Origin of the sequence: Halobaculum litoreum, from assembly GCF_030127125.1 — an archaeon.
In the GTDB taxonomy this organism is placed as follows: domain Archaea; phylum Halobacteriota; class Halobacteria; order Halobacteriales; family Haloferacaceae; genus Halobaculum; species Halobaculum litoreum.
On record NZ_CP126157.1, the window covers coordinates 147,254 to 167,564 of the forward strand.

The following is a 20,311-nucleotide window of genomic DNA, read 5'->3' on the forward strand; positions in this document are numbered from 1 at the left end:
ATCGCCCGCGCCGGGTGATCCGGCCGCCCCCCCCGAACCTACCGGTACAGCCCGCTACCGATCCGGCGAGACCGACGGCTGCGAGCAGTCGGCGTCGAGACAGGTGATCGTCGCCCATGTCCGACAACTAGCACTACGAGCGTATGAGCGTGTGGTCCGTTGCTACCGGGGAGAAACCTGTCGGTGAGGTCTCTTCCCGTCGAGGGGTCGGGAGTTCATCGTCGAGTCGTCGAAGAACCCATCACGCCGCGATGTCCGCACGGCGCAGGAGCTGGGCGTTGAGCGCGACGATGACCGTACTCGCCGACATGAGCACGGCACCCACCGCGGGCGAGAGCAGGACACCGACCGGGGCGAGGATGCCGGCAGCGAGCGGGAGGGCGAAGACGTTGTAGCCGGCGGCCCACACGAGGTTCTCCTGCATCTTCCGGTAGCTCTTCCGGCTGAGCCGGACGAGACTCACGACATCGCGGGGGTCGTTCTCGACCAACACGACGTCGGCGGACTCGACGGCCACGTCGGTGCCCGACCCGATGGCGATACCGACGTCCGCACGCGTCAGCGCGGGCGCGTCGTTCACACCGTCCCCGACCATCGCGACCAGGCGGTCTTGCTCCTGTAACTCGACGATCGTCTCGTCTTTGTCCTCGGGGAGCACTTCGGCGAAGTAGGTGTCGATGCCGAGTGTTTCGGCCACCGCACGCGCGACGTCCTCGGAGTCGCCGGTCAACATGGCCACCTCGACGCCCATCGCGTGGAGCGCGTCGATCGCCTCGCGGCTCTCGTCGCGAATCACGTCCGCGAGCGCGACGGCGCCGACCGCTTCGTTCTCGCGTACCAGGTAGACGACTCCTTGTCCCCGGGAGCCGGCCTCGTCCGCGAACGCAGCGAGGGTAGCGTCGAGGTCGACGTCGAGATGCCGCAGGAGGTTCGGTCCGCCGACGTAGACCGTGGTCCCCTGTCGTCCGGTGCCGGACTCGCCAGTCCCCGCGGGGAGTTCGGTTTCGACGGTCGCCCGCACGCCGCGCCCTTCGAGCGCCTCGAATCGCCGTGTCCCGGGGACCGAGAGATCACGCTCGCGGGCCGCCTCGCGGATCGCCGCGGCGATCATGTGCTCGGAGTCGCCTTCGGCCGCGGCCATGAGCGCGAGTACGTCGTCCCGGTCCCAGCCGTCCGTCGTCGCGACGTCGACGACGCCCTGTTCGCCTTCGGTGAGCGTCCCGGTCTTGTCGAACACGATCGTATCGAGGTTGCGGGCCTCCTCCATCGCGATCCGGTCGCGGACGAGGATGCCGTTCCGGGCTGCCATCGAGGTGTTGATCGCGACGACGAGCGGGACGGCGAGTCCGAGCGCGTGCGGACAGGCGATCACCAGTACCGTGACGACTCGCTCGACCACCGACAGCCCGAGCCCTTCGACGAGTCCCCACGCGACCGCCGTCACCGCCGCGACGCCGAGCGCCGCGTAGAAGAGCCAGCCCGCCGCCCGGTCGGCGAGTACCTGCGTCCGTGATTTGCTCCGCTGGGCATCCTCGACGAGCCGCATGATCCCCGAGAGCGTGGTCTCGTCGCCGGTGGCAGTGACCCGCACCCGGAGGCTGCCGCTCCGATTCGTCGTCCCACCGATCACCTCGTCGCCCGGCGTCTTCTCGACGGGTCTCGACTCGCCGGTGACCATCGCCTCGTCGACGTCCGACGCTCCCGTCTCGACGACGCCGTCGGCGGGGACGTTCGAGCCGGGGCGGACGAGCACCAGATCGCCCTCGGAGAGGTCGTCGACTGGAACCGTCCGGGGCTCACCGGACTCGGTGATTCGCTCCGCGGTCGCGGGCAGCAACTCGGCGAGTTCGTCGAGCGCCCCCGAGGCCCGGCGGACGCTCCGCATCTCGATCCAGTGACCGAGCAGGAAGATGACCACCAGCGTGACCAGTTCCCAGAAGAACGGCTCCCCGATGTCGAACGCGACGGCGGCGACACTGTAGCCGAACGCGACGGTGATCGCCAGCGAGATCAACAGCATCATCCCGGGTTCGCGGTTTCGGGCCTCGACCGCGCCCATCCGAAGGAAGGGGATGCCGCCGTACGCGAAGACGACCACGCCGAGCACGGGGCCGACGAACTCGCTTCCGGGGAACTCGACGGCCGCGTAACCGAACCACTCCTGCAGCATCGAACTGTAGTAGAGGACGGGCACCGAGAGCAGGAAGCAGACGACGAACCGCCGTTTGAACAGTTGCTCGTGCCCTGAGTGGTCGACCATGCCGCCGTGATCGTGTTCACCGCCACCGCCGTGGTGGCCGTGAGCCGGGCGTGTCGTGTCCCTCTCGGCGTCGGCTCGATACCGCTCGCAGACGCGACAGGACGGACACTCGCCGTCGGTCGGCGTCTCGCGCTGTGACAGCGGAGACGGCGCCTGTTCGTCGTGATGGTCGTGCTGTTCGGGCATCGGTCAGATCCCCACTCGAAGACGCTCAGGTCGTGTTTCGGACACCGTGGCGGAACGATTTCCGCGGGTAGACGAGACGCGGTGGTCCCGCAGTGCGACATCCGTCGCTGGACCGACCGTCCGAATTCCCGGATGCGGAGCGGAGCCGACGCCGAGAGTCGTGGCCACGACGAAATCCCACAACGGGACCGCTTCCCGTCCGGCCCCACCCCACACTCCACCGCCACTCGGGTGCGCCCGTGCCCGGACACCGGACCTGACGAGAGGTGCCGCGAGCGGCACGATTGCACCGCAGGCGAGGGGTATCCGAGGGCTCCGCTCACTTGACAGCATATGCTAACACTCAGCTTACCTGACGTAAAATCCCAACAGGATTCCCGGAGATTCGAACCTCGGAGCTGGCCGACTGCTCACACCCACAGGACACCGTGGTGATCCACTACTACGAGGGAGCACTCGGGCCACGACAGCTCGGAGCGTCCTCCGACCGGACGTTCCGTCTCCCGTGAGACGAGGGAACACCGGCAGGGAGTTCGACGACGCACACGGCGAACTGAGCCCCCGTATCGACTCCCCGAGGTTACTCGCGAACGAGTGCGAAGAGCGCACCGCTCGACGCGAAGACGAGGTCGTCGCCGGCGACGACGCTCCCGACGGTACGGTCGGTCTCGAACTCCCAGCGGAGACGCCCGTCGCGACCGAGCGCGTACACGCGGTTGTCGTTCGACCCGGCGTACACCGAGTCGTCGGCCAGCGCCGGTTCGTACACGGTGGTGTTCCCGTCGGTGAAGGTCCACCGCTCGGTGCCGTCCCGCTTGTCGACGGCGATCATCCGCCCGGCGTCCGTCCCGTTACAGCCCAGAAACACTCGCTCGTCGCCGACGACCGGTCGCGTCCCCCGCTTCACCGTGCCCGTGGTGTCGGCACGCCACCGAACGTTCCCGTCCCTCCGGTCCAGTGCGAGCAGTTCGCCCGTTCGGCCGGGATCGTCAGCTGTGGCGACGTACACCGTGTCGTCCGCGACGGTCGGGCTGCGTGTCTCCGTCCCGGTGTGGTGTTGCCACACCTGCGCACCGTCCGTGTCGAACGCGGTGACGACGCCGTCGACACGGTCGGTGTGAACGACCGTCCCGCGTCCGACCGCGGGGCGTGTGAGCCGCGCTCCGATGGTCGGGGCCCGCCAGTCGACCTCGCCACTCCCGGGGTCGACAGCGATCAGGTCACGGCCGTTCGCGTACACCCGGTCGGGCCCGACAGCGACACCGCTTCGAAGCGACATCGACGTGATCCACTCGCGCTCGCCGTCCGCCCGGCTCAGTCCTCTGAGCCCGTCACACCCTGCGACGTAGACCAGGTCGTCTCCGATCCCGAGATCGCGTTGCAGACAGCCCCACTCGTCGAACTCGTCTTCGTCCCACCCGACCCGCCACTGCGTCCGTCCGTCGGCGGGCGAGCGAGCGTCGAGCTGTCTGTTGCCCATCGCGTACAGGGTTTCGTCGGCGAGATGCGGGATCCCACCCCTCCGCCGTCGCCAACGGACCCGCTCGGACGACGAGCCGGGCCGTTCGAGACATCCGACCGTGGTACCTACGACCAGACCGGTCATCGACTGGAGGACGCGACGGCGAGAGACCATACGCGGTGTTGGTTACCCCGGGCTGAAATAGGAGTCGTTGGCTGTGTTGAAATCCTCAGCTAGTGATAGGTTTCACCGGGCCTGCTGAATACAGGGCGCGAGTCGGTCATCGGCGGGTGGACACAGTTTCTACTCGGCAGATGTGACGATACCGATCATTTCCGAAAATGTCCGAGTAGATCAAAGCACCGGCAAAAATAATAATTTATTTGGGATTTATTTATATCCTCAGAGACCCATAGTATCTCATGAATCGACGAACGTATCTGGGAGCATGCGCTGGGGCGGGTGTCGTGGGGCTAGCCGGCTGTCTCGACGCCGTGGGGAGTCGAGTGGCCCGTACTGAGGCCGCCCCCGCAATCGCCCAGTGGAGCGACGAGGACTGCAACGACGGCGACGTTTGCGTGCGACCACACATCGTCCGAGCGATCGACGAGGAAATCGACTTGGGCAATCCGATGCTTGGAACGGTCCAGATACGGGGCTGGCTCGGGGGAACGCAACTTCGAGCCCAGGACTACAATTCTTCGCGGAGCAACAAGCCGTCGAGGGCCCAAGACCCCGACTCGGACGGCGACGGGGTGGACGACGGCGACGACGAGACGCGAGCTAACAACCACAACACCACCCGCAGCACCCGCGACAATCCGGTCAGAGGCGAGGGCGACGGCAGCGACGAGGCCATCGACATGGAGCAGGCGTTCGACTACCTCGACGATGACGACGATGGCGACGGGGTCGTCGTGGCCGAGACGTTTGTGCTTTCGGTGCCCGCTGTGGACATCCCGGGCGTCAAGGGCTCGTCGATCAACGGCGAGGACCTTGAGGAGGTGGAGAACGCTGTCAGCGAGGGCCTGGCGGGGGCACCGACGACCGAGGAGACCGTCCTCCGGGGGCTGACGACGCCGACGCTCGTGCGCCGGTGCTGTAGAAACGACAAGGCGTCCCCGTACCTCTCGCTGAGCACTCCGCAGGACGACGACACCCCGATGGCCGGGGCGTGGTCGCAGACGAGTCTCCGCGGCGAGACAAGCGCGCCCGACCAGTCAGAGCCTGTCGTCGGTCGGGCCGTCGCCACGCTGGACGGTGGCGTGAAGCTCCCGGTGCTGGTGTGGGCCCAGCGCCTCGTCCACGGGGGCGACACCCTGTTCGTCGCTGGCTGGGTCGTCGACGACGCGCGACTGTACACCAATGCGGCGACGGTGTTGACTGCCTCGGGTCGAACGGACGTCAGGGAGTACACCAGCGAGATGGGGCAGGTGCACCCGAGCAGGGAAGGGGGGTTTATAGCCAGCCCCGACGACGGCTTCGACCCCGACGGGGCTGTACTCGAAGCGGCGATGGCCGCGCGTGGATCCGACGGTGGCGGCGTCGACCACGGCTGGGCGGGACTGTTCATCGTGCCGATGGACGCACCGCTGGTCCACGACCTGCGAATCATCCGCGAGGTCGGCAAAAAGAAGTGAGCCGCGGCTCGTAGCAATCGATTGCGGGGAGAACAACGGGGAGACCCCATGATTGGGAGCGAAACGGTGAGTCGAATTCGAACTCCAGTCTCCGCAACGCCACACAATACCAGCTGGAACAGCCCTCGAGACAGGAATTCAACCAGCAACTGGTGCTGAACGTATCCTCTATATCTTGCACGGCACGTCTGACAGGGGCGGGTGAGGTTTCACCGACCGTGCTGCACAGAGAGCGCGAGGCACAGTCAGAGACACAGACGTGGTCGGCAGTGTACCAACGGAGACGGTCGCTTCACAACGTACCGTACGTTTTTATGATATATCCTGGCGTGTCAGTAACATGTACTCCCTCGAAGACGCTACCCTCGCCGTTCACGTCCTCTTTGGATTCGTCGCACTCGGTGCCGGTGCTGGTGCACTCCTCACGGAGAAAGGTCGTCGCCGGCATCGGCGCCTCGGTCGGACGTACGTGTACGCGATGGCCGCCGTCTCGGTCACGGCACTCGGACTGCTGGCGCTCGACCAGACGCTCCTTCGAGTGTTTCTCGGCTTCGTCGCCGTGTTCAGTTTCTACTTCGCGTTCTCCGGCTATCGAGTTCTCTCCCGGAAACGCACGATCGACACCCCCGGTACTGTCGACTGGGTGGCCACTGGACTCTTCGGTGCCTCCGGCGTCGGCCTCCTCGCTATGGGCGGGTGGTTCCTCAGTAACGGGAACCAGTTCGGAGTCGTTATGCTCGTCTTCGGCGGCATCGCGCTCATCACCTCCGTGGGTGACGTCCGGCAGTTCCGCGCCACCGACCTCGAACCTCGCACGTGGTTCTTCGAGCACATCCAACGTATGGGTGGGGCGTACATCGCGACCATCACCGCGTTCGTCACAACGAACGTGCGGGACGTCTCACTCGTCCCCCTGCCGGTGATATGGTTGCTCCCCGCTGCCGTCGGAGGCGTCGCCATCTGGTACGTCGTCCGGCAGTACAGGGCAAAGTTCGACGTTGGCACCAACCCGCAGCCAACGGACTGACACGGTACCGCGATTCCAGGGTCGAGAGCCACAGATCAGTCGCCATCGAGCCCGGGTCACAGACGAAGAGGTCACCCTGAATAGCGGTAGTCCTACACATCCACGTGGCCTCGGCTCAATGACCTGTATACATACACTGAGGGTGACGTTGTCGCCTTCAACCCCCGAGTTGAGACTCGACCGCCTGCTGCATACACCCTATATATTCAGCACGCGACTTCTGTCAAGGTCAGAGGATTTCAACAGAGCCGAGTCGTTGGCTGTGTTGAAATCCTTGGTCGGCTGAAGACAGGCACATACGCCTGAATCGCTTGGATGTGATATTTAAATACTGACTACTACGAATCTTCGAATTGAGCCGAAAATGGCTTTGTGAACCTGCCCTACCAATGCTGTCGTCGAACCAATGTGTCAGCTCACCGCTTCTGGGGTGCGTCTGGGGCCCTGGTCTCGGCGAACATAGAACTGAGTCCTCTGGCGTTGACGAACTACTAACTGGTATAGACTATGATGGGATCGTCAATGAAATGACGGTTGTTGATTAAGATAGACTATGAGAATCAACGGATGTCGGTACCTCATCCAAGTATTAATTTCGGAATGATAGTAATAACGCTTGTTTGCGGATTGAGAGTCTCTCCCGCGAAGCTATGGCTCGGAGATGGAACGTATTCTATCCGCTCTGTGAACGCCGCTGCATCAGAGCGCGAGAAAGTTCAGATACCATGGCTGCGATTGCCCCAATGATGATCGGGACTCCCAACCAATCGTAAAAAGTCAGCAACTGGGTAATACTATCCGACTGCAAATACAAGATGTATAATATTTGTACCAACATAATCATAAACGCTCCAAACGGGTACCTCAGGATTCTGATCACGATGTTGTCACCAAGATCCAGAATATGTGATAGAGAATGAATAAATAGAACTCCAGCGACGCACGCAATAACACTAACAAACAACCCTGCCAATGCCGTTTCTCCATCTACTCCTGGATTCCGATTTACTGGATGAAAATTGCTCTTCGTCGCCCTCGTAACCCATATGAATAGTAAGACTGCTAACAGAGCGGAAACAATCGTCCGAAAGAATGGAATATCTTTTGACAATTTCATGTTTAAATGTGTAGGATTTGAGTCGTGGTATACTTCCGAACTCTTACTCTCCGGTGAACTTGTGTGCAGTTAATTCTCCATGATTCCTGACGCGGACTTGCGGTGTCACCTCGAATTGATCTCCACCAGGCGATGTGACAGTCTTCGATTTCAGACCAACCGTGAGTTCTTCATCCTGTTGGACTCTGTATTCCTCTCCTCGGGCCGTTATGTCAATAGTATCATCAGTGCTCTGTGCTACCTGAATGGAAGGAATGGGCACAGGCGATTCACTTGGCAGGAATTTATTAGGACTCATCTCACCTGTGGCGATGGGAAGATCTGAAACTACGACCTGTTCGCCATCGACGAGGACGCCGATGAGTTCGACGAAGCCACCCACCGACAGGAGTTGGTAGACGAGTTCGCCGATATCGTTGAGGCGGACGACACCGGTGGGTCGCCGTTCGGCGACCTCGTGGACGATCTGAGAGACGAGGAAGAAATCCCAAACGACACCGAGGCGGCGCAGGCGTACGCACTCTTTGAAACGAACCACCCGTCATTCCAGCCAAGTGAGGCCGAAACTGGCGAGGAGTTACTCGATGGCGTTCAGACTATCGTTCGGCGGTATAAGCGGCGTTGGGGCATCGAGAACGGCTACAAGAAGCTGAAGAAGTTCCGTGTCCGGACGACCTCGAAGGACCACGGCTACCGCTTCTTCAACTTCGCGTTCGCGTGTGTCTTGTACAACGTCTGGCGACTCGTGGACCTGCTTGTGAAGCTCGCCGTCGACGGTGAGAACGCTGAGTACGCGCCGCGAATAGACGCAAACCAGTTCCTCACGGTGGCGAAGAAGTTCTATGGGCTCGACCCGCCCGACTGACGGTTGATTCCCCTCTGAGATAGCTGAACCACGAGCGGTAGCACTGTCGCGCTCGGTCATTTCTCCAAATTAGACTTCGAGTGAACGACATTTTGACGTAGTGACCACGTTTCGGTCGGGACAATCTGGTTGTGTCCACGCCGATCACGTTGTCGTCCGACCGATTCAGAAGCCATCTGCCTGCCTTCTAGGTCGGTGATCGTTCGTTGAGGCCGTGCTGAATACAAGGGGTTCACGAACCGCTCAGTACAGGTGACCGTTCAGAGGAATCCTGTTACGCCAATGAATACAAATAGTACACCCAATCCGCGATAAAGCCAGACAGGGGTGTTGGACTCTTCCGTTCGGTCGGATGATGAACGTCGAAGGAACTCAAATCCAAACGTGTGGGTTCTCTTCGGAAGGATAAGATAGGCGAGACCAAGGACTACAGCTATGACGTATCCGACTTGCCGGAGAGTGCTCATACGTACTTAGCAACGAATGGTCGTATATGTTTAATGGGCAGCTCTAATCGACCGGCTGTTTCAGGTGATGATCTGTCTGAATAGTAGGATTTCAACAGAGCCGGGTCGTTCCAACGACCCCGACCGGGTGTCGGTCGAAACGACGGTTCGATCGGGTTCTCTCCCCGCGGTTCGACCGTTTTTCGGAGGACTTCGACCGTCACCCGTGTACACTCACTCGGATTACCGTTCGAGTTCGTTTTCGGTGTAAAGCGTAGCTTGCTGTCTGAGCTTGAAGCTAATAACAGGACATAGGGGGGTATTCATGTACCACGTCGGCGATGGTCGCTCTACTCGGGGCGGCGTGACTGGCGCAGGAGTTCGGTGAGGGACCCGCCGACGATGAGTCTCCAGCCGGTCCTCAAACGCTTCTCGGACGGTACCCAGTCGATCGGCGATGCCAGCGCAGGTCGGATTCCACTTTCACTCCACTACCCGACCGGTTAACACCGTCACCCCCATCGGTGAGAGCCATGCCGGCGGCCGAGTCCATCCCCCACGATCCGACCGACCACCCGTTCGAGATCCATCACGGAACCGTCCCCGCGCTCACCGAGCGAGCCGACCGCACACCCGCCAGTACGGAACTCGTGCTCACCCCGACACGACTGCACCGTCGCAACCTGCGCGACCGCCTTCGTCGCGCGAACGCCCCACAGAGCGTGTTCACGTTCGCCCAGCCGCTGGACGTGGCGCGGCGACTCGCGGGCGAGCGAGGCGCCCGAACGGAGTGCCTCGACCGAGTCGATAGGCTCTACCACCTCGAAGTCGCCGTGCGCGAGGCACGTGACCACGGCGCCGACTGGCACCGCGATCTCGCGGTGTCGATGGGCACCGACCTCGCCGACAGCGCGGAACGGGTCGAGCACCTGCGCGCCGAGGTCGAGACGACGACCGGGTTCCACCCGGACCGCCTAGCGAGCCTTCGCGCCGCCGCCCGAGACATCGAGGGCCCGGATCGGGAGGACGCGCTGGCACGCATCGACGCGGCCGTCGCCCTGCAACGAACGCTCGCCGACCGAACGGACACCGCCCCCTCGGCCGACGCGATCACCCGTGGGGCGACCCGCGAACTCGCCGCCGAAGGGCAGCCCCTGTGGAACGACGTGTACGCCGACATCGAGCGGGTCACCGTCGCGGGCGTGAGCACGCTCGGTGCGACACTCGTCGACTTCCTCGGATCCGTCGGCCGAGCGACCGACGCGGACACCGAACTCCGTCTCCACCTCCGGCACGCGACCGGGGAGCCGCTCGCGGAACGCCTCCCCGACCTCTGTTCGGTCGAGCGCCCCGGCGCGACGGTGATCGAGGGATGAGCGACAGTCCGACACCCGAAACCGTCACGGCGAGCACCCGGGAAGCGGAGGCACGCCGGGTCGTGGAAGTCGTCGCCGACCACGTCGACGAGGGCACCTCGCTCAGCGACATCGTCGTCGTCGCGCCCGACCTCTCGCGCTACGAGGCCGCCCTCACCGACGCGGCCGGCGCGTTCGACCTCCAGACCGCGGCGTGGACACAACTCCCGCTCACGGACACGCTCCCGTACCGCCTCGTCGCGGCGGTGTGTCGGGTGCTCGTCGACGCCCCGTGTTCGAGAGCGACGCTGCTCGCCCCGCTCGAGTACGAGTGGGTCCACCCGGAGGCGGCGGACCCGGCACCCGTGCCGACGCCAGCCCTCGCGAGGCTCGCCCGCGAACTCCCCGAGGAGGAACGCTCGCTCGCGGAGTGGAACGACCTGGTCGCGGAGACGGAGCCGCCGCGGTCGGTCACACGATACCTCGGATGGGTCGCGGCCACCCGCGACGGCCCCGATCCGACGCCACAGACCGTTCGACGGACGCTGTCGGGGATCGTCGACCGGTACGAGGAGGCGGTGCTGCCGCGACGCCGCGACCGCGACGACGAGGCGTTGGGTGCCACCGCGCGGACGACCCGTTCCGTCGTCCGCATGCGCGACCTCGTCACGCAGGCGGCCGCGACGTACGACGACCGCCTCGAGACGGGGATGGAGCCGTCGTGGCGCGCCGTCGACCGCATCGCCGAGACCGTCGCGGGCTACCGCGCCGGCCGCCGGGAACACGCGAACGCCCGTGCGCTCGACCTCGTCGAGGCGAACGACACGTGGGGGCTGTCGCGCCCGGTCGTTATCGTCGTGGGGCTCCGCGACGGCGAGTGGCTCCGAGCACACGAGAGCGTGCTGACCGACGCGCTCGCACAGCGTGTGCTCGCGGGCGACGGCGGGGGGGGAACGCTCAGCCCCCGGGCGGCGTGGTCCGACGCCGGCGTCCGTGACCAGTTCCGCGACGCCGTCACGGCGGCGACGGAGACCCTCGTCTGCACCCGGCACCGCCTCGACGCCGACGGGACTCCGTGTCCACCGTCGCCGCTGCTACGGGAGATCGGGGAGACGGCCGAATGGTGAACGCTCCCCCTCGGCGGTCATCGCGAACGCGAACTGTAGGGCGACCGTCCGCGTCGGTTGTCCCTGGGACCTCGCCATCGCTGGCCGTACTGGATGGACGGACGTGGTCGACCACCGTCGCCACGGGCGGATGGGCTGTCCCGGACCGCTCGAGAGGACCCGATCCTGTACGCCGTCCCGTGCTCGCCGACGGGGGCGATCGCCCCGTCGAGGGGTTGTGCAGGTACGGGGGAGCGTCGTCCCGAGGGCTCGCGTACGCGACAGCGGTCGATGGGTCGGTCGATGGATTATGATGTCCACAAGCGGGCACCAGTGCCCAGCAACTGCCGGTACGAACCACGCACCGTAGAGCTATATCGGTGGAAGGCTACCGGAAAGCATGGATTCCGACTCGTACGGGATTATCGCGCTCGGACTCGGACTCGGCAACGCGCTCGGAGCCGGTGTCGGCGTCGCGATCGGGGCTGTCACCGGTGACCTCCCCTTCTGGCTGGGCATGGGAATCGGCCTCGGCGCCAGTCTGGGGACCGCAATGGGTGTCGTCGTGTCCCGTGACGGCGAGGCCGGCGAGATGGACGGGCCGGAGAAGGTCGAATCCGTCTGATCGGGAGTGTCGAAGGCGGGTAAAAATCGATTACGTGAGTGAGCGGTCGCGCTCCGTCCGACACTGCACTTCACCGAACACCCCCGTGGATGCTTCAGGCGCTTTCGGCGGGCGGTTCCTCGCCCCAGTTGCGCCGCCGGAGGTCGGCGAACATCACCACACCGATGCCGAGGAGGCCCGCCCCGACGAACAGCGCCTCCTCTCCCGACCAGAAGAACGGCACGGCGGCGACGTACGAAGCCGCGATACCGAGGAGGCCGAGCAGGAGCATCAGCGACGTGGTCGCTTGGAGGATGATTCTGGTAGACACGCCGTATATTCGCTAACTGAGCATAAATACGTTCCCACCCCCTCGAAGTACACTCTCGGGGAGAGTTCGTGTGGGTCCTCGATCCATCAGTCGTCTATTGGAGTGAAAACCGAACGGACGATCTACGGGACGATCAGCTGCCGGATCTGCCCGCCGTCCTCCAGCGCGTCCATCGCCTCGTTGATGTCCGCCATCGACCGGGTGTCCGTCACGAGCGGGTCGAGCGAGAGCGTCCCGTCGGCCACGAGGTCAGCGAGCTTCGGGATCGCCAGCGGGAGGTTGTACGACCCCGACAGCGACCCACGGATCGCCTTCTCGCCGAACAGCATCCCGTACACGTCGAGGTCGACCGACTCCTTCCCGAACGGCGGAACGCCGACGACGATGACTTCCCCTTTTGATCCGACGGCGTCGAGTCCCTGAGTGATGACGCCGCTGTGGCCGGTCATCTCGAACGCGTAGTCGACGCCCTCCGGAAATATCTCCCGGATCGCGTCGACCGGATCGCCGTCGCTCGCGTCGATCGTGTGTGTCGCCCCCATCTCGCGGGCGAGATCCAGTTTCTCCGGGACCATGTCGACGGCGATGATCGGGTCCGCCTCGCAGATGCGGGCCGCCTGCACGCCGTTCAAGCCGACGCCGCCGACGCCGAAGATGGCGACCGAGTCACCGATGCGGACGCCAGCGGTGTTCTCGACCGCGCCGAACCCCGTGAACACGCCACAGCCCAGCAGACACGCGCGGTCCATCGGAAGGTCGTCGGTCACCGGGATGGCGACGTCCTCCGTGACGAGCGTGTACTCGGTGAACGAGGAGACGCCGAGGCAGTGGTGAACGGGGTCGCCGTCCCGGCTGAACGGGACCGTCCCCGTTCGGAGGCGACCGCTCTCGTTCGCCGGCACCCGCCGGGAACAGAGGTTCGAGTGGCCGGCCCGACACTGCGAACAGCGACCGCAGGCGATCCGACCGAGCACGACGTGGTCCCCCGGGTCGAGTTCCGCGACCTGATCGCCGACCTCCCGGACGACGCCCGCGCCCTCGTGTCCCAGCACCAACGGGTACGGCGTGTCGAAGTGCCCTCTTGCGAACCCGACGTCGGTGTGACAGAGGCTCGTCGCCTCGATCTCGACGAGCACTTCCTCGCCCGTGGGGTCGGCCACCTGCACTTCCTCGACGGAGACCGGACGTCCGTCGGTGAATGCGGTGTCGTCGTCGATCGGCGCTTCGAGTACCGCCGCGAGTGACTCGGTCGGCATGTGTGTTACCGTACCACAGAGAGGCAAGTAACCGTACCGAAACACGAACACTCAAGTCCGGTACGCCGGCGCGACGATCCGGTACCTAACGGAACGATTATGCACAATGAGTGTCACCATATCACATGCGGAAAGTATCCGTTGCAGACGTCGACCCGGTGCCGCATTTGATGGGTGCGAACTCGAACCGACGGCCGATTTCGCGCGCGATCGACGAGATGGACTTCGCCATGACGGTGTTCGAACTGGAGCCCGGCGAGTCGTTCTCCGGGGCTCCACACAAGCACCTCAACCAGGAGGAGCTCTTCTACATCACCGAGGGGACGGCGACATGGCACACGAAAGCGGACGCCGGCGCCGAACCGGAGGTGTTCGAGGTCGGCGCGGGCGAAGTCGTCCACTTCGCCGCAGACGACGTGTTCCAGACCGGCGTCAACGAGTCGGACGGGGTGGTGAAGGGGTTCGCGATGGGCGTCCCCGGTTCCCGACACGAGTGGGAGAAGGCGCTCGGCCTGGTCGACTGCCCCGAGTGCGGCGATGAGACGGTCCACACCTTCCGCGTCGTCGAGGGGGCCGCGGACGTGCGGATGCCCGATCCCGAAGAGATGGTCATCGCCTGTCGGGAGTGCGGGAACGAACTGTAGCCGGCGCTCCGGTACGTTCAGCGAATTTTTGAAGAACCCCGGTACGAACCGAATCCGAGCGGCGTCTCAGCCGAAGTGTGCATCGATCGCCGCCTCCGCGTCGTCGCGAACGTCGCGGAGCAACTCGACCGCGCTCGGCGATCCGGCCTCGAAGTCGTACACCTCCTCGTCGAGCGCGCAGACCGTCCCGACCACCTCGTCGCCGTAGCGAACCGGCACGCCGTAGTACGACCGGAGGCCGAACATGTCGAACTCGTCGGCGCCGACCCACTCCGCCTCCTGCTCGGCGTCCGGGATGTACAGTTCCTCGCCGGTGTTGTGGACGCGCTCGCAGTACGCCTCGTGTTCGCCCTCGTTGACGCTCTTCGTCCCCTTGGCGCCCTTGACGTACGTCTCGGCGTACGGCCCGGCCGTGCACACGATCCGGGTGTGTGTCGGCGTCGATCGGATGAACAGCACCGAATCGAGGCCCGTCTCCTCGGCGATCTCCTCGAACCGGGGCTGGAACTCCTCCGCGAATCCGTCGTACACGAACTTCCCGAGCGGTGTGTCGTCTTCGATAACTTCGAGATCACTCATCGCGAAGTTTTCTATGGGTTACAGTACCAAATAACTTCCTACCGATCGACCGTGAGGAACCGCGGTCCCGACGGTCGACCGGGTCGTCCGGTCACTCGACGTCCAGCGAGAACGGGTCGCCGACCTCGCCCGCGTGGTCGTACCAGACGCTCTTGACCTGGTAGTACTCCTTGAGTCCCTCGGGGCCGTTCTCGCGGCCGATCCCGCTGTCCTTGTACCCGCCGAACGGCGAGTTCGGCGCGACGACGCGGTACTCGTTGACCCAGATCGTCCCGGCCCGGACGGACTCGACGAATCGGTTCGCCCGCTGCATGTCCTGCGTCCAGATGGCCGCCGCGAGTCCGAAGTCGACGTCGTTCGCCAGTTCGATCGCCTCCTCCTCGGACCCGAACGTGATGACGCTGACCACGGGGCCGAAGATCTCCTCTTGCGCGACGGTCATCCCGTTGTCGACGTCGACGAGCACGGTCGGCTGGATGAAACACTCGCCCGGGAGTTCGTCTGGCATCTCGCCGCCGAAGGCCAACCGAGCACCCTCCTCGACCCCCGCGTCGACGTAGTGTTTCACCGTCTCCCACTGGTCGCGGAACGCGACGGGTCCCATCTCCGTCTCCGGGTCGCGGGGGTCCCCCAGTTTGATGTCGCCCGCGCGGTCGGTGAGGAGGTCGACGAACTCCTCGTGGATGTCCTCGTGGACGAGGACCCGCGAGCCGGCCATGCAGGTCTGCCCGGTCGCTGCGAATACGCCCTTCATGACGCCGTTGACGGCGTCGTCCAGGTCCGCGTCCGGGAACAACACGTTCGGACTCTTGCCGCCGAGCTCCAGCGACACCTTGATCAGGTTCTCGCCGGCCTTCTTCGCCACCTCGCGGCCGACGGCGGTACTCCCCGTGAACGCGAGTTTGTCGAGGCCGCCGTGGTCGGTGAGCGCGGCGCCGGTGGCGCCCGCGCCGGGGACGACGTTGTACACGCCGTCCGGGAGCGACGTCTCCGCGGTGAGCAGTTCGGCGAAGCGGAGCGCGCTGACGGGCGTCTCCTCGCTGGGCTTGTGGACGAACGTGTTGCCGGCCGCCAGCGCCGGCGCGAGCTTCCACGACGCCAGCAACAGCGGCGAGTTCCACGGGGTGATCGCGCCGACGACGCCGTACGGCTCGTGGCGGACGTAGTTGAACATCTGCCCGTCTTTGTTCTCGACGTTCACCGTCCGGCCGTCGCCGATCTCGTCGGTCAGCCGGCCGTAGTAACGGAACCAGTCGCCGAGGACGTTCATCTGCGGCTCCATCTCCCGCAGGAGCTTCCCGTTCTGGCGCGTCTCCAGTTCCGCCAGTTCCGACGCGTGCGCGTCGATCGTGTCGGCGATCTCGTTCAGTAGCTCTCGTCGGTCCGAGGCCTCGAGGCCGAGCCACTCGGGCTCTTCGAACGCCGTCCGTGCGGCCGTGACCGCGTCGTCGATGTCCGCGGCGGTCCCGTCGGGGACGCTCGCCCAGACCTCCCCGTCGTAGGGGAACTCGACGTCGATGCGCTCCTCGCCGCTGGACTCCCGGAACTCCCCGTCGATGAACAGCTCGTACGTCGTCACGTCGGATGGCATGCGATGATCGATCACACACTCTGGCCCACAATAAATATTTGCAACAAAATTATGTAGAAACAAACCCGCGCACGGCTCGTCGAGGGGCGGACCGTGCCCGCCGACAGTCGCTCAGTCGTCGGCGTCGGCCGCGTCGTCGACCACCTCGTCGAGGACGGCGTCGGTGTGCTCGCCGAGCGCCGGTGGGTCGAGTCGTTGAGTGGGCTCGAACCGTTCGCCGATCACCGGCGCGAGGACGGTCTGGGCGGACTCGCCGTCGGCGGGCGACGTGTACTCCGTCAGGAGGTCGGCCGCGAGGAGGCCCTCGTCGTCGATGAGGTCGGACGGCTGGTTCACCGGCGCGACCGGAACGCGCTCGGCCTCGAGCGCGGCGATCAGCTTCTCGCGGTCCCAGTCGGCGATCGACTCGGCCACGGTGCGTCGGAGCTCCGTCTTGCGTTCGCGGCGTTTCGTCGCCGTGTCGAACCGCTCGTCCGCGAGCAGGTCCTCCGCCTCGAGGACCCGACACAGGGCCGGCCAGTGTCGCTCGCTCGTCACACCGACGAACACCCACTCCTCGGGGTCGGTCTCGAAGATGTCGTACAGCCCCCACGACGGGTGTGACGCCCCCAGCTTCTCCGGGTCGCGCCCCGTCCGGTCGGCGTACGACAGCCAGTACCCCATCCAGTGGCTCGCGGACTCGTACAGCGTCGCGTCCACCCGTTGCCCCTCGCCGGTCGTCGATCGTTCGCGCAGCGCGAGTAACACGCCGATCACCCCGTACAGCGCGGCGCCCATGTCGGCGATGGAGGTGCCCACGCGGACGGGCTGGCGCCCCGGCTCGCCGGTGACGCCCATCAGCCCCGACATCGCCTCCGCGACGACGTCCATCCCGGCTCGGTCGCCGTACGGGCCCGGCTGGAACCCCTTGATCGAGAGGTACACCAACTCGGGGTTCACCTCGGACAGCGTCTCGTAGCCGATTCCGATCCGGTCGGGGGTGCCCCGGCCGAGGTTCTCGATGAACACGTCGGCGTCACGGAGGAGCCCGATCAGGTCGGCACGCTCGTCGTCGTCCTTCAGGTCGAGGACGACCGACCGTTTGTTGCGGTTCAGGGCGCCGAACATCGCCTCGCCGGTCTCGCCGGATCCTCTGATGATGTCGCCGGTGCCGGGGCGCTCGACTTTGATCACGTCGGCGCCCATGTCGGCGAGGATCGACGACGCGAACGGCCCGGCGACGATGTTGCCGAGTTCGATCACGCGGAGGTCCGAGAGCGGGCCGTCGCTCACGGCAGGTAGCTCCAGCCGCTCGAACGCGTTCCCGTGCTCCCCTCGGTACAAACCGCCGAGATGCGGACAGTTGCCGTCTGCTCACTCGTCATGGCACGCGCCAGCGACGTTCCGCGCATAAGCGTATGGGATATATAAATAGCCGCCGAGGAGGCCGAATTCGGACTCTTATCGGATCCGAACCATCGAATGTTACCGTTCGTTCGTTCGCTGTGAGTGAATCGCTGCGCTTCCGGCGCGGGCCGGATTCTGGTTGCTCGGTCCGCAAAACGGACGTCTACGGAGGTGAGAGTCGCCACTCCCCGAGATCGGCGTCGAACTCGTTCGCTCCTGGGAAACACTATTGCGGGTGTACCACGCAGAGACCCCAATGGCTGGAGGAGCTGGCGGAACGATCGCGACCGACGAGACGCTGTTCGCGCTGTTGGACGCGCTCCACGCCGAGGGGGAGGCCGGCGTCTCCGCGTTGGCGGCCCGCCTCGAACTTTCGAAGAGCGCCGTCCACAAACACCTGAAGACGCTGGAACAACACGGCTACGTCCACAACACCGATGGGACCTACCGACTCGGGTTGAAGTTCTTGGAGTACGGTGGGAAGGTCCGCGACGCCAGCCGGATCTACGATCTCGGGCGCCGGAAGGTGTCCGAACTCGCCGCCGAAATCGACGAACTCGTCATCCTCTCGGTCCGGGAGTTCGACGCCGGTGTGTTCCTCTACCGCGAGAACGACCAGTACAACCTCAAGGAGACCATCCCGCTCGGCAATCGCTTCCACCTCCATCAGAACGGGGCCGGGAAGGCGATGTTGGCGGAGTTGCCGGACGCCGAGATCGACCGCATCATCGGCGAGGGCCTGCCGGGGTCGACCCCTCGGACGATCACCGACGGTGCCGCACTGTGGGACGAGATCGAGATCATCCGCGATCGCGGCTTCGCGGTCAACCGCGGGGAACGCGACCCCGAGGTGAGCGCGATCAGCGCCGCCGTCACCGACCCGACGACCGACACCGTCGGCGCGATCAGCGTCTCGCTGCCCACCAACGTCGCCGCACAGGAGGAGTTCATGGAGTCGTATCCGGAGAAGATCACTCAGACTGCGAGTCGCCTCTCGCTCCAACTGCGGCACGGCTGAGCGCGTTCTCGAGGAGGAAACGGCAGTGACTCTCACCGCCCGAACGCAGTGTCGACGGCCCGTTCGTCGGGACGTGAATAGTTCCGCAGAGCCCAACCGTCTATCCTGGGATACTCCCGTACCGCTGCAGGAGCCGGAGACAGCATCACGCTCACCCGTGTCAGGCGAGTTCCGTTGATCGGACCCGTCGGCCTAGTCGGGATCAGGGAGGTTCTAGTGGGACTGTACCGCCACCCGGGTAGATCATCCGAACAGCTACAGAGTCACCTTCGGCTCCCCTCGAGTATCGATCCGCGAATAGGATGATGAATTTGATATATTCGGATTGTCATATGTGCCCAAAAGATGTCTCCCGGAACGTTCGAAGTGCGCGAAGTCACCCCCGACGACGGGGATACGATGAAGCGGCTCGTTGAGTCCAATCCCGATGGCGGGGATATTCAGTTTGCGCCGCGATTCAGCGTCGACCCGTACGAGATGTACTCCACGCTGATGCCGGTCGACGACTTCGCCGGGTTCATCGCCGAAGCTCCATCCGGCGATGCCGCAGGGATGGGGTTCATCGCGTTCAACGACAGCCGACTCGGCGGCCGGATTCGGCCCCGTGGCTACCTTGCGGGACTCATGGTCGACCACGAGTACAGAGGAGATGGCCTCGGCACACGACTCGCCACCGAACGGATCGAGTATGCAGAGGAGACAGTCGGAGATGACGTCGTTATTGCGGCGGCGATCCAGTCGGGGAACGACGCATCGATGGGAGTTGCTCGTTCCTGGGCTGATGGATTTCCGTACGAGTACGTGATGCACCCACTCGAAACGCGCGTGGATCGCCCGTCGACATCGCACACAGTCAGGACACTCGAGAGACGGGAGCTCTCCGAATTCGTCGCGGGGATCAACTCGTTCTACGGAGACGCTGAGCTGTTCGTTCCCTATCGAACCGACCGATTCTCTGAGTTGGTCGCGGCCGCCGTCGACGGGAAGTCCGTCCATCGAGCCGACGCCGTCATTGCGGACGGGGAGTACGTGGCCGGCGCCCACGTAGCCGACCAGTACGAGTTGACCACCCAAGTGGTCGAGAGCCTCCCGCCAGAACTCGAGCAGGCGGAGGAACTTCCTCCCTCCATCCCGGAAGAGATGGAGATCCGACCGACATACGTCGTCCCGTGGTTCAAACCAGGCTACGAAGACGCGGCACAACAACTCATCGAGTATGAGCGGGCAGTAGCAGACGGTGCAAATCGGCTGATGATCCCGTTTGACCCCGACGGACCACTCGGACAAATTGATCCCCTCACAGTAGACGAAGGTTCGATCGAGCTCAACTGGGCCCTGCGCGGTCTCGACGATCCGGTAGAGGACACCTTTGTCGCACCGAGTCTCGGGTGAGGCGTCGACACGACCGAACCGCCTCGGCGTTGTGTCGATGCGTGCT

The 20,311-nt window shown here is 64.5% G+C and carries 17 protein-coding genes; 9 read left to right on the forward strand and 8 right to left on the reverse strand.

The features are described 5' to 3' along the window. Positions 1-241: 241 nt before the first annotated feature. Positions 242-2,446, reverse strand: a complete 2,205-nt coding sequence (locus P0R35_RS15710) for a heavy metal translocating P-type ATPase (RefSeq protein WP_284014714.1) — start codon at positions 2,444-2,446, stop codon at positions 242-244. Between the two features lie 580 nt (positions 2,447-3,026). Further along, on the reverse strand, positions 3,027-3,926 hold the full coding sequence (locus tag P0R35_RS15715; RefSeq protein ID WP_284014715.1) for an outer membrane protein assembly factor BamB family protein: 900 nt from the start codon (positions 3,924-3,926) through the stop codon (positions 3,027-3,029). Between the two features lie 404 nt (positions 3,927-4,330). Between P0R35_RS15715 and P0R35_RS15720 the strand changes: the two genes are divergently transcribed. Together P0R35_RS15720 and P0R35_RS15725 are read left to right on the forward strand one after the other, a co-directional pair. Further along, complete coding sequence (locus P0R35_RS15720) at positions 4,331-5,548, forward strand: hypothetical protein (RefSeq protein ID WP_284014716.1); 1,218 nt, start codon at positions 4,331-4,333, stop codon at positions 5,546-5,548. A gap of 340 nt (positions 5,549-5,888) precedes the next feature. Next, positions 5,889-6,575, forward strand: coding sequence for a DUF2306 domain-containing protein (locus P0R35_RS15725; RefSeq protein WP_284014717.1), 687 nt, complete (start codon positions 5,889-5,891; stop codon positions 6,573-6,575). 1,160 nt (positions 6,576-7,735) lie between these two features. Here the strand turns inward: P0R35_RS15725 and P0R35_RS15730 are convergent. Beyond that, positions 7,736-8,074: a hypothetical protein gene (locus P0R35_RS15730; RefSeq protein ID WP_284014718.1), complete on the reverse strand. Its 339-nt coding sequence runs from the start codon at positions 8,072-8,074 to the stop codon at positions 7,736-7,738. A gap of 9 nt (positions 8,075-8,083) precedes the next feature. On the opposite strand from P0R35_RS15730, the gene P0R35_RS15735 reads away from it, so the two are divergent. From P0R35_RS15735 to P0R35_RS15755, 4 genes are all read left to right on the forward strand, one after another. Beyond that, positions 8,084-8,557 (forward strand): hypothetical protein, encoded by a 474-nt coding sequence (locus P0R35_RS15735; RefSeq protein ID WP_321170466.1) that lies wholly within the window; start codon positions 8,084-8,086, stop codon positions 8,555-8,557. 979 nt (positions 8,558-9,536) lie between these two features. Beyond that, positions 9,537-10,379, forward strand: coding sequence for a hypothetical protein (locus P0R35_RS15745; RefSeq protein ID WP_284014720.1), 843 nt, complete (start codon positions 9,537-9,539; stop codon positions 10,377-10,379). After that, entirely contained in the window at positions 10,376-11,485 is a 1,110-nt protein-coding gene (locus P0R35_RS15750; RefSeq protein WP_284014721.1) for a PD-(D/E)XK nuclease family protein, read from the forward strand. The genes P0R35_RS15745 and P0R35_RS15750 overlap by 4 nt, the downstream gene beginning before the upstream one ends. Positions 11,486-11,864: 379 nt before the next feature. Further along, positions 11,865-12,089 (forward strand): hypothetical protein, encoded by a 225-nt coding sequence (locus P0R35_RS15755; protein ID WP_284014722.1) that lies wholly within the window; start codon positions 11,865-11,867, stop codon positions 12,087-12,089. Positions 12,090-12,183: 94 nt separating this feature from the next. Here P0R35_RS15755 and P0R35_RS15760 read toward each other — a convergent pair whose 3' ends face one another. Both P0R35_RS15760 and P0R35_RS15765 read right to left on the reverse strand, forming a co-directional pair. Continuing rightward, a complete protein-coding gene (locus P0R35_RS15760; RefSeq protein ID WP_284014723.1) occupies positions 12,184-12,399 on the reverse strand; it encodes a hypothetical protein in 216 nt (71 codons plus the stop codon). A 122-nt stretch (positions 12,400-12,521) separates the two neighbouring features. Continuing rightward, complete coding sequence (locus tag P0R35_RS15765; RefSeq protein ID WP_284014724.1) at positions 12,522-13,655, reverse strand: zinc-binding dehydrogenase; 1,134 nt, start codon at positions 13,653-13,655, stop codon at positions 12,522-12,524. A 125-nt stretch (positions 13,656-13,780) separates the two neighbouring features. Here P0R35_RS15765 and P0R35_RS15770 point away from each other — a divergent pair, with 125 nt between their 5' ends. Further along, positions 13,781-14,299, forward strand: coding sequence for a cupin domain-containing protein (locus P0R35_RS15770; protein ID WP_284014725.1), 519 nt, complete (start codon positions 13,781-13,783; stop codon positions 14,297-14,299). Between the two features lie 66 nt (positions 14,300-14,365). On the opposite strand, the gene P0R35_RS15775 is transcribed toward P0R35_RS15770, so the two are convergent. The 3 genes from P0R35_RS15775 to P0R35_RS15785 form a co-directional block, all read right to left on the reverse strand. Further along, a complete protein-coding gene (locus tag P0R35_RS15775) occupies positions 14,366-14,878 on the reverse strand; it encodes a GAF domain-containing protein (RefSeq protein WP_284014726.1) in 513 nt (170 codons plus the stop codon). 91 nt (positions 14,879-14,969) lie between these two features. After that, positions 14,970-16,469, reverse strand: coding sequence for an aldehyde dehydrogenase (locus tag P0R35_RS15780; RefSeq protein ID WP_284014727.1), 1,500 nt, complete (start codon positions 16,467-16,469; stop codon positions 14,970-14,972). A gap of 111 nt (positions 16,470-16,580) precedes the next feature. Continuing rightward, positions 16,581-17,741 (reverse strand): CaiB/BaiF CoA transferase family protein, encoded by a 1,161-nt coding sequence (locus P0R35_RS15785; RefSeq protein ID WP_284014728.1) that lies wholly within the window; start codon positions 17,739-17,741, stop codon positions 16,581-16,583. 370 nt (positions 17,742-18,111) lie between these two features. Between P0R35_RS15785 and P0R35_RS15790 the strand changes: the two genes are divergently transcribed. Together P0R35_RS15790 and P0R35_RS15795 are read left to right on the forward strand one after the other, a co-directional pair. Continuing rightward, positions 18,112-18,873: an IclR family transcriptional regulator gene (locus P0R35_RS15790; RefSeq protein ID WP_284014729.1), complete on the forward strand. Its 762-nt coding sequence runs from the start codon at positions 18,112-18,114 to the stop codon at positions 18,871-18,873. 345 nt (positions 18,874-19,218) lie between these two features. After that, the gene (locus P0R35_RS15795; RefSeq protein WP_284014730.1) at positions 19,219-20,265 is read left to right on the forward strand and encodes a GNAT family N-acetyltransferase; all 1,047 of its coding nucleotides are present in this window, start codon (positions 19,219-19,221) and stop codon (positions 20,263-20,265) included. The last annotated feature ends 46 nt before the right edge of the window (positions 20,266-20,311 follow it).

Bases quoted from the DNA above. Each gene is read 5' to 3' on its own strand.
- P0R35_RS15710 (WP_284014714.1), bottom strand. From the start codon at position 2,446: ATGCCCGAACAGCACGACCATCACGACGAACAGGCGCCGTCTCCGCTG.
- P0R35_RS15790 (WP_284014729.1), top strand. From the start codon at position 18,112: ATGGCTGGAGGAGCTGGCGGAACGATCGCGACCGACGAGACGCTGTTC.
- P0R35_RS15750 (WP_284014721.1), top strand. From the start codon at position 10,376: ATGAGCGACAGTCCGACACCCGAAACCGTCACGGCGAGCACCCGGGAA.
- P0R35_RS15755 (WP_284014722.1), top strand. From the start codon at position 11,865: ATGGATTCCGACTCGTACGGGATTATCGCGCTCGGACTCGGACTCGGC.
- P0R35_RS15795 (WP_284014730.1), top strand. From the start codon at position 19,219: ATGTCTCCCGGAACGTTCGAAGTGCGCGAAGTCACCCCCGACGACGGG.
- P0R35_RS15770 (WP_284014725.1), top strand. From the start codon at position 13,781: ATGCGGAAAGTATCCGTTGCAGACGTCGACCCGGTGCCGCATTTGATG.
- P0R35_RS15720 (WP_284014716.1), top strand. From the start codon at position 4,331: ATGAATCGACGAACGTATCTGGGAGCATGCGCTGGGGCGGGTGTCGTG.
- P0R35_RS15725 (WP_284014717.1), top strand. From the start codon at position 5,889: ATGTACTCCCTCGAAGACGCTACCCTCGCCGTTCACGTCCTCTTTGGA.
- P0R35_RS15765 (WP_284014724.1), bottom strand. From the start codon at position 13,655: ATGCCGACCGAGTCACTCGCGGCGGTACTCGAAGCGCCGATCGACGAC.
- P0R35_RS15775 (WP_284014726.1), bottom strand. From the start codon at position 14,878: ATGAGTGATCTCGAAGTTATCGAAGACGACACACCGCTCGGGAAGTTC.
- P0R35_RS15745 (WP_284014720.1), top strand. From the start codon at position 9,537: ATGCCGGCGGCCGAGTCCATCCCCCACGATCCGACCGACCACCCGTTC.
- P0R35_RS15780 (WP_284014727.1), bottom strand. From the start codon at position 16,469: ATGCCATCCGACGTGACGACGTACGAGCTGTTCATCGACGGGGAGTTC.
- P0R35_RS15715 (WP_284014715.1), bottom strand. From the start codon at position 3,926: ATGGGCAACAGACAGCTCGACGCTCGCTCGCCCGCCGACGGACGGACG.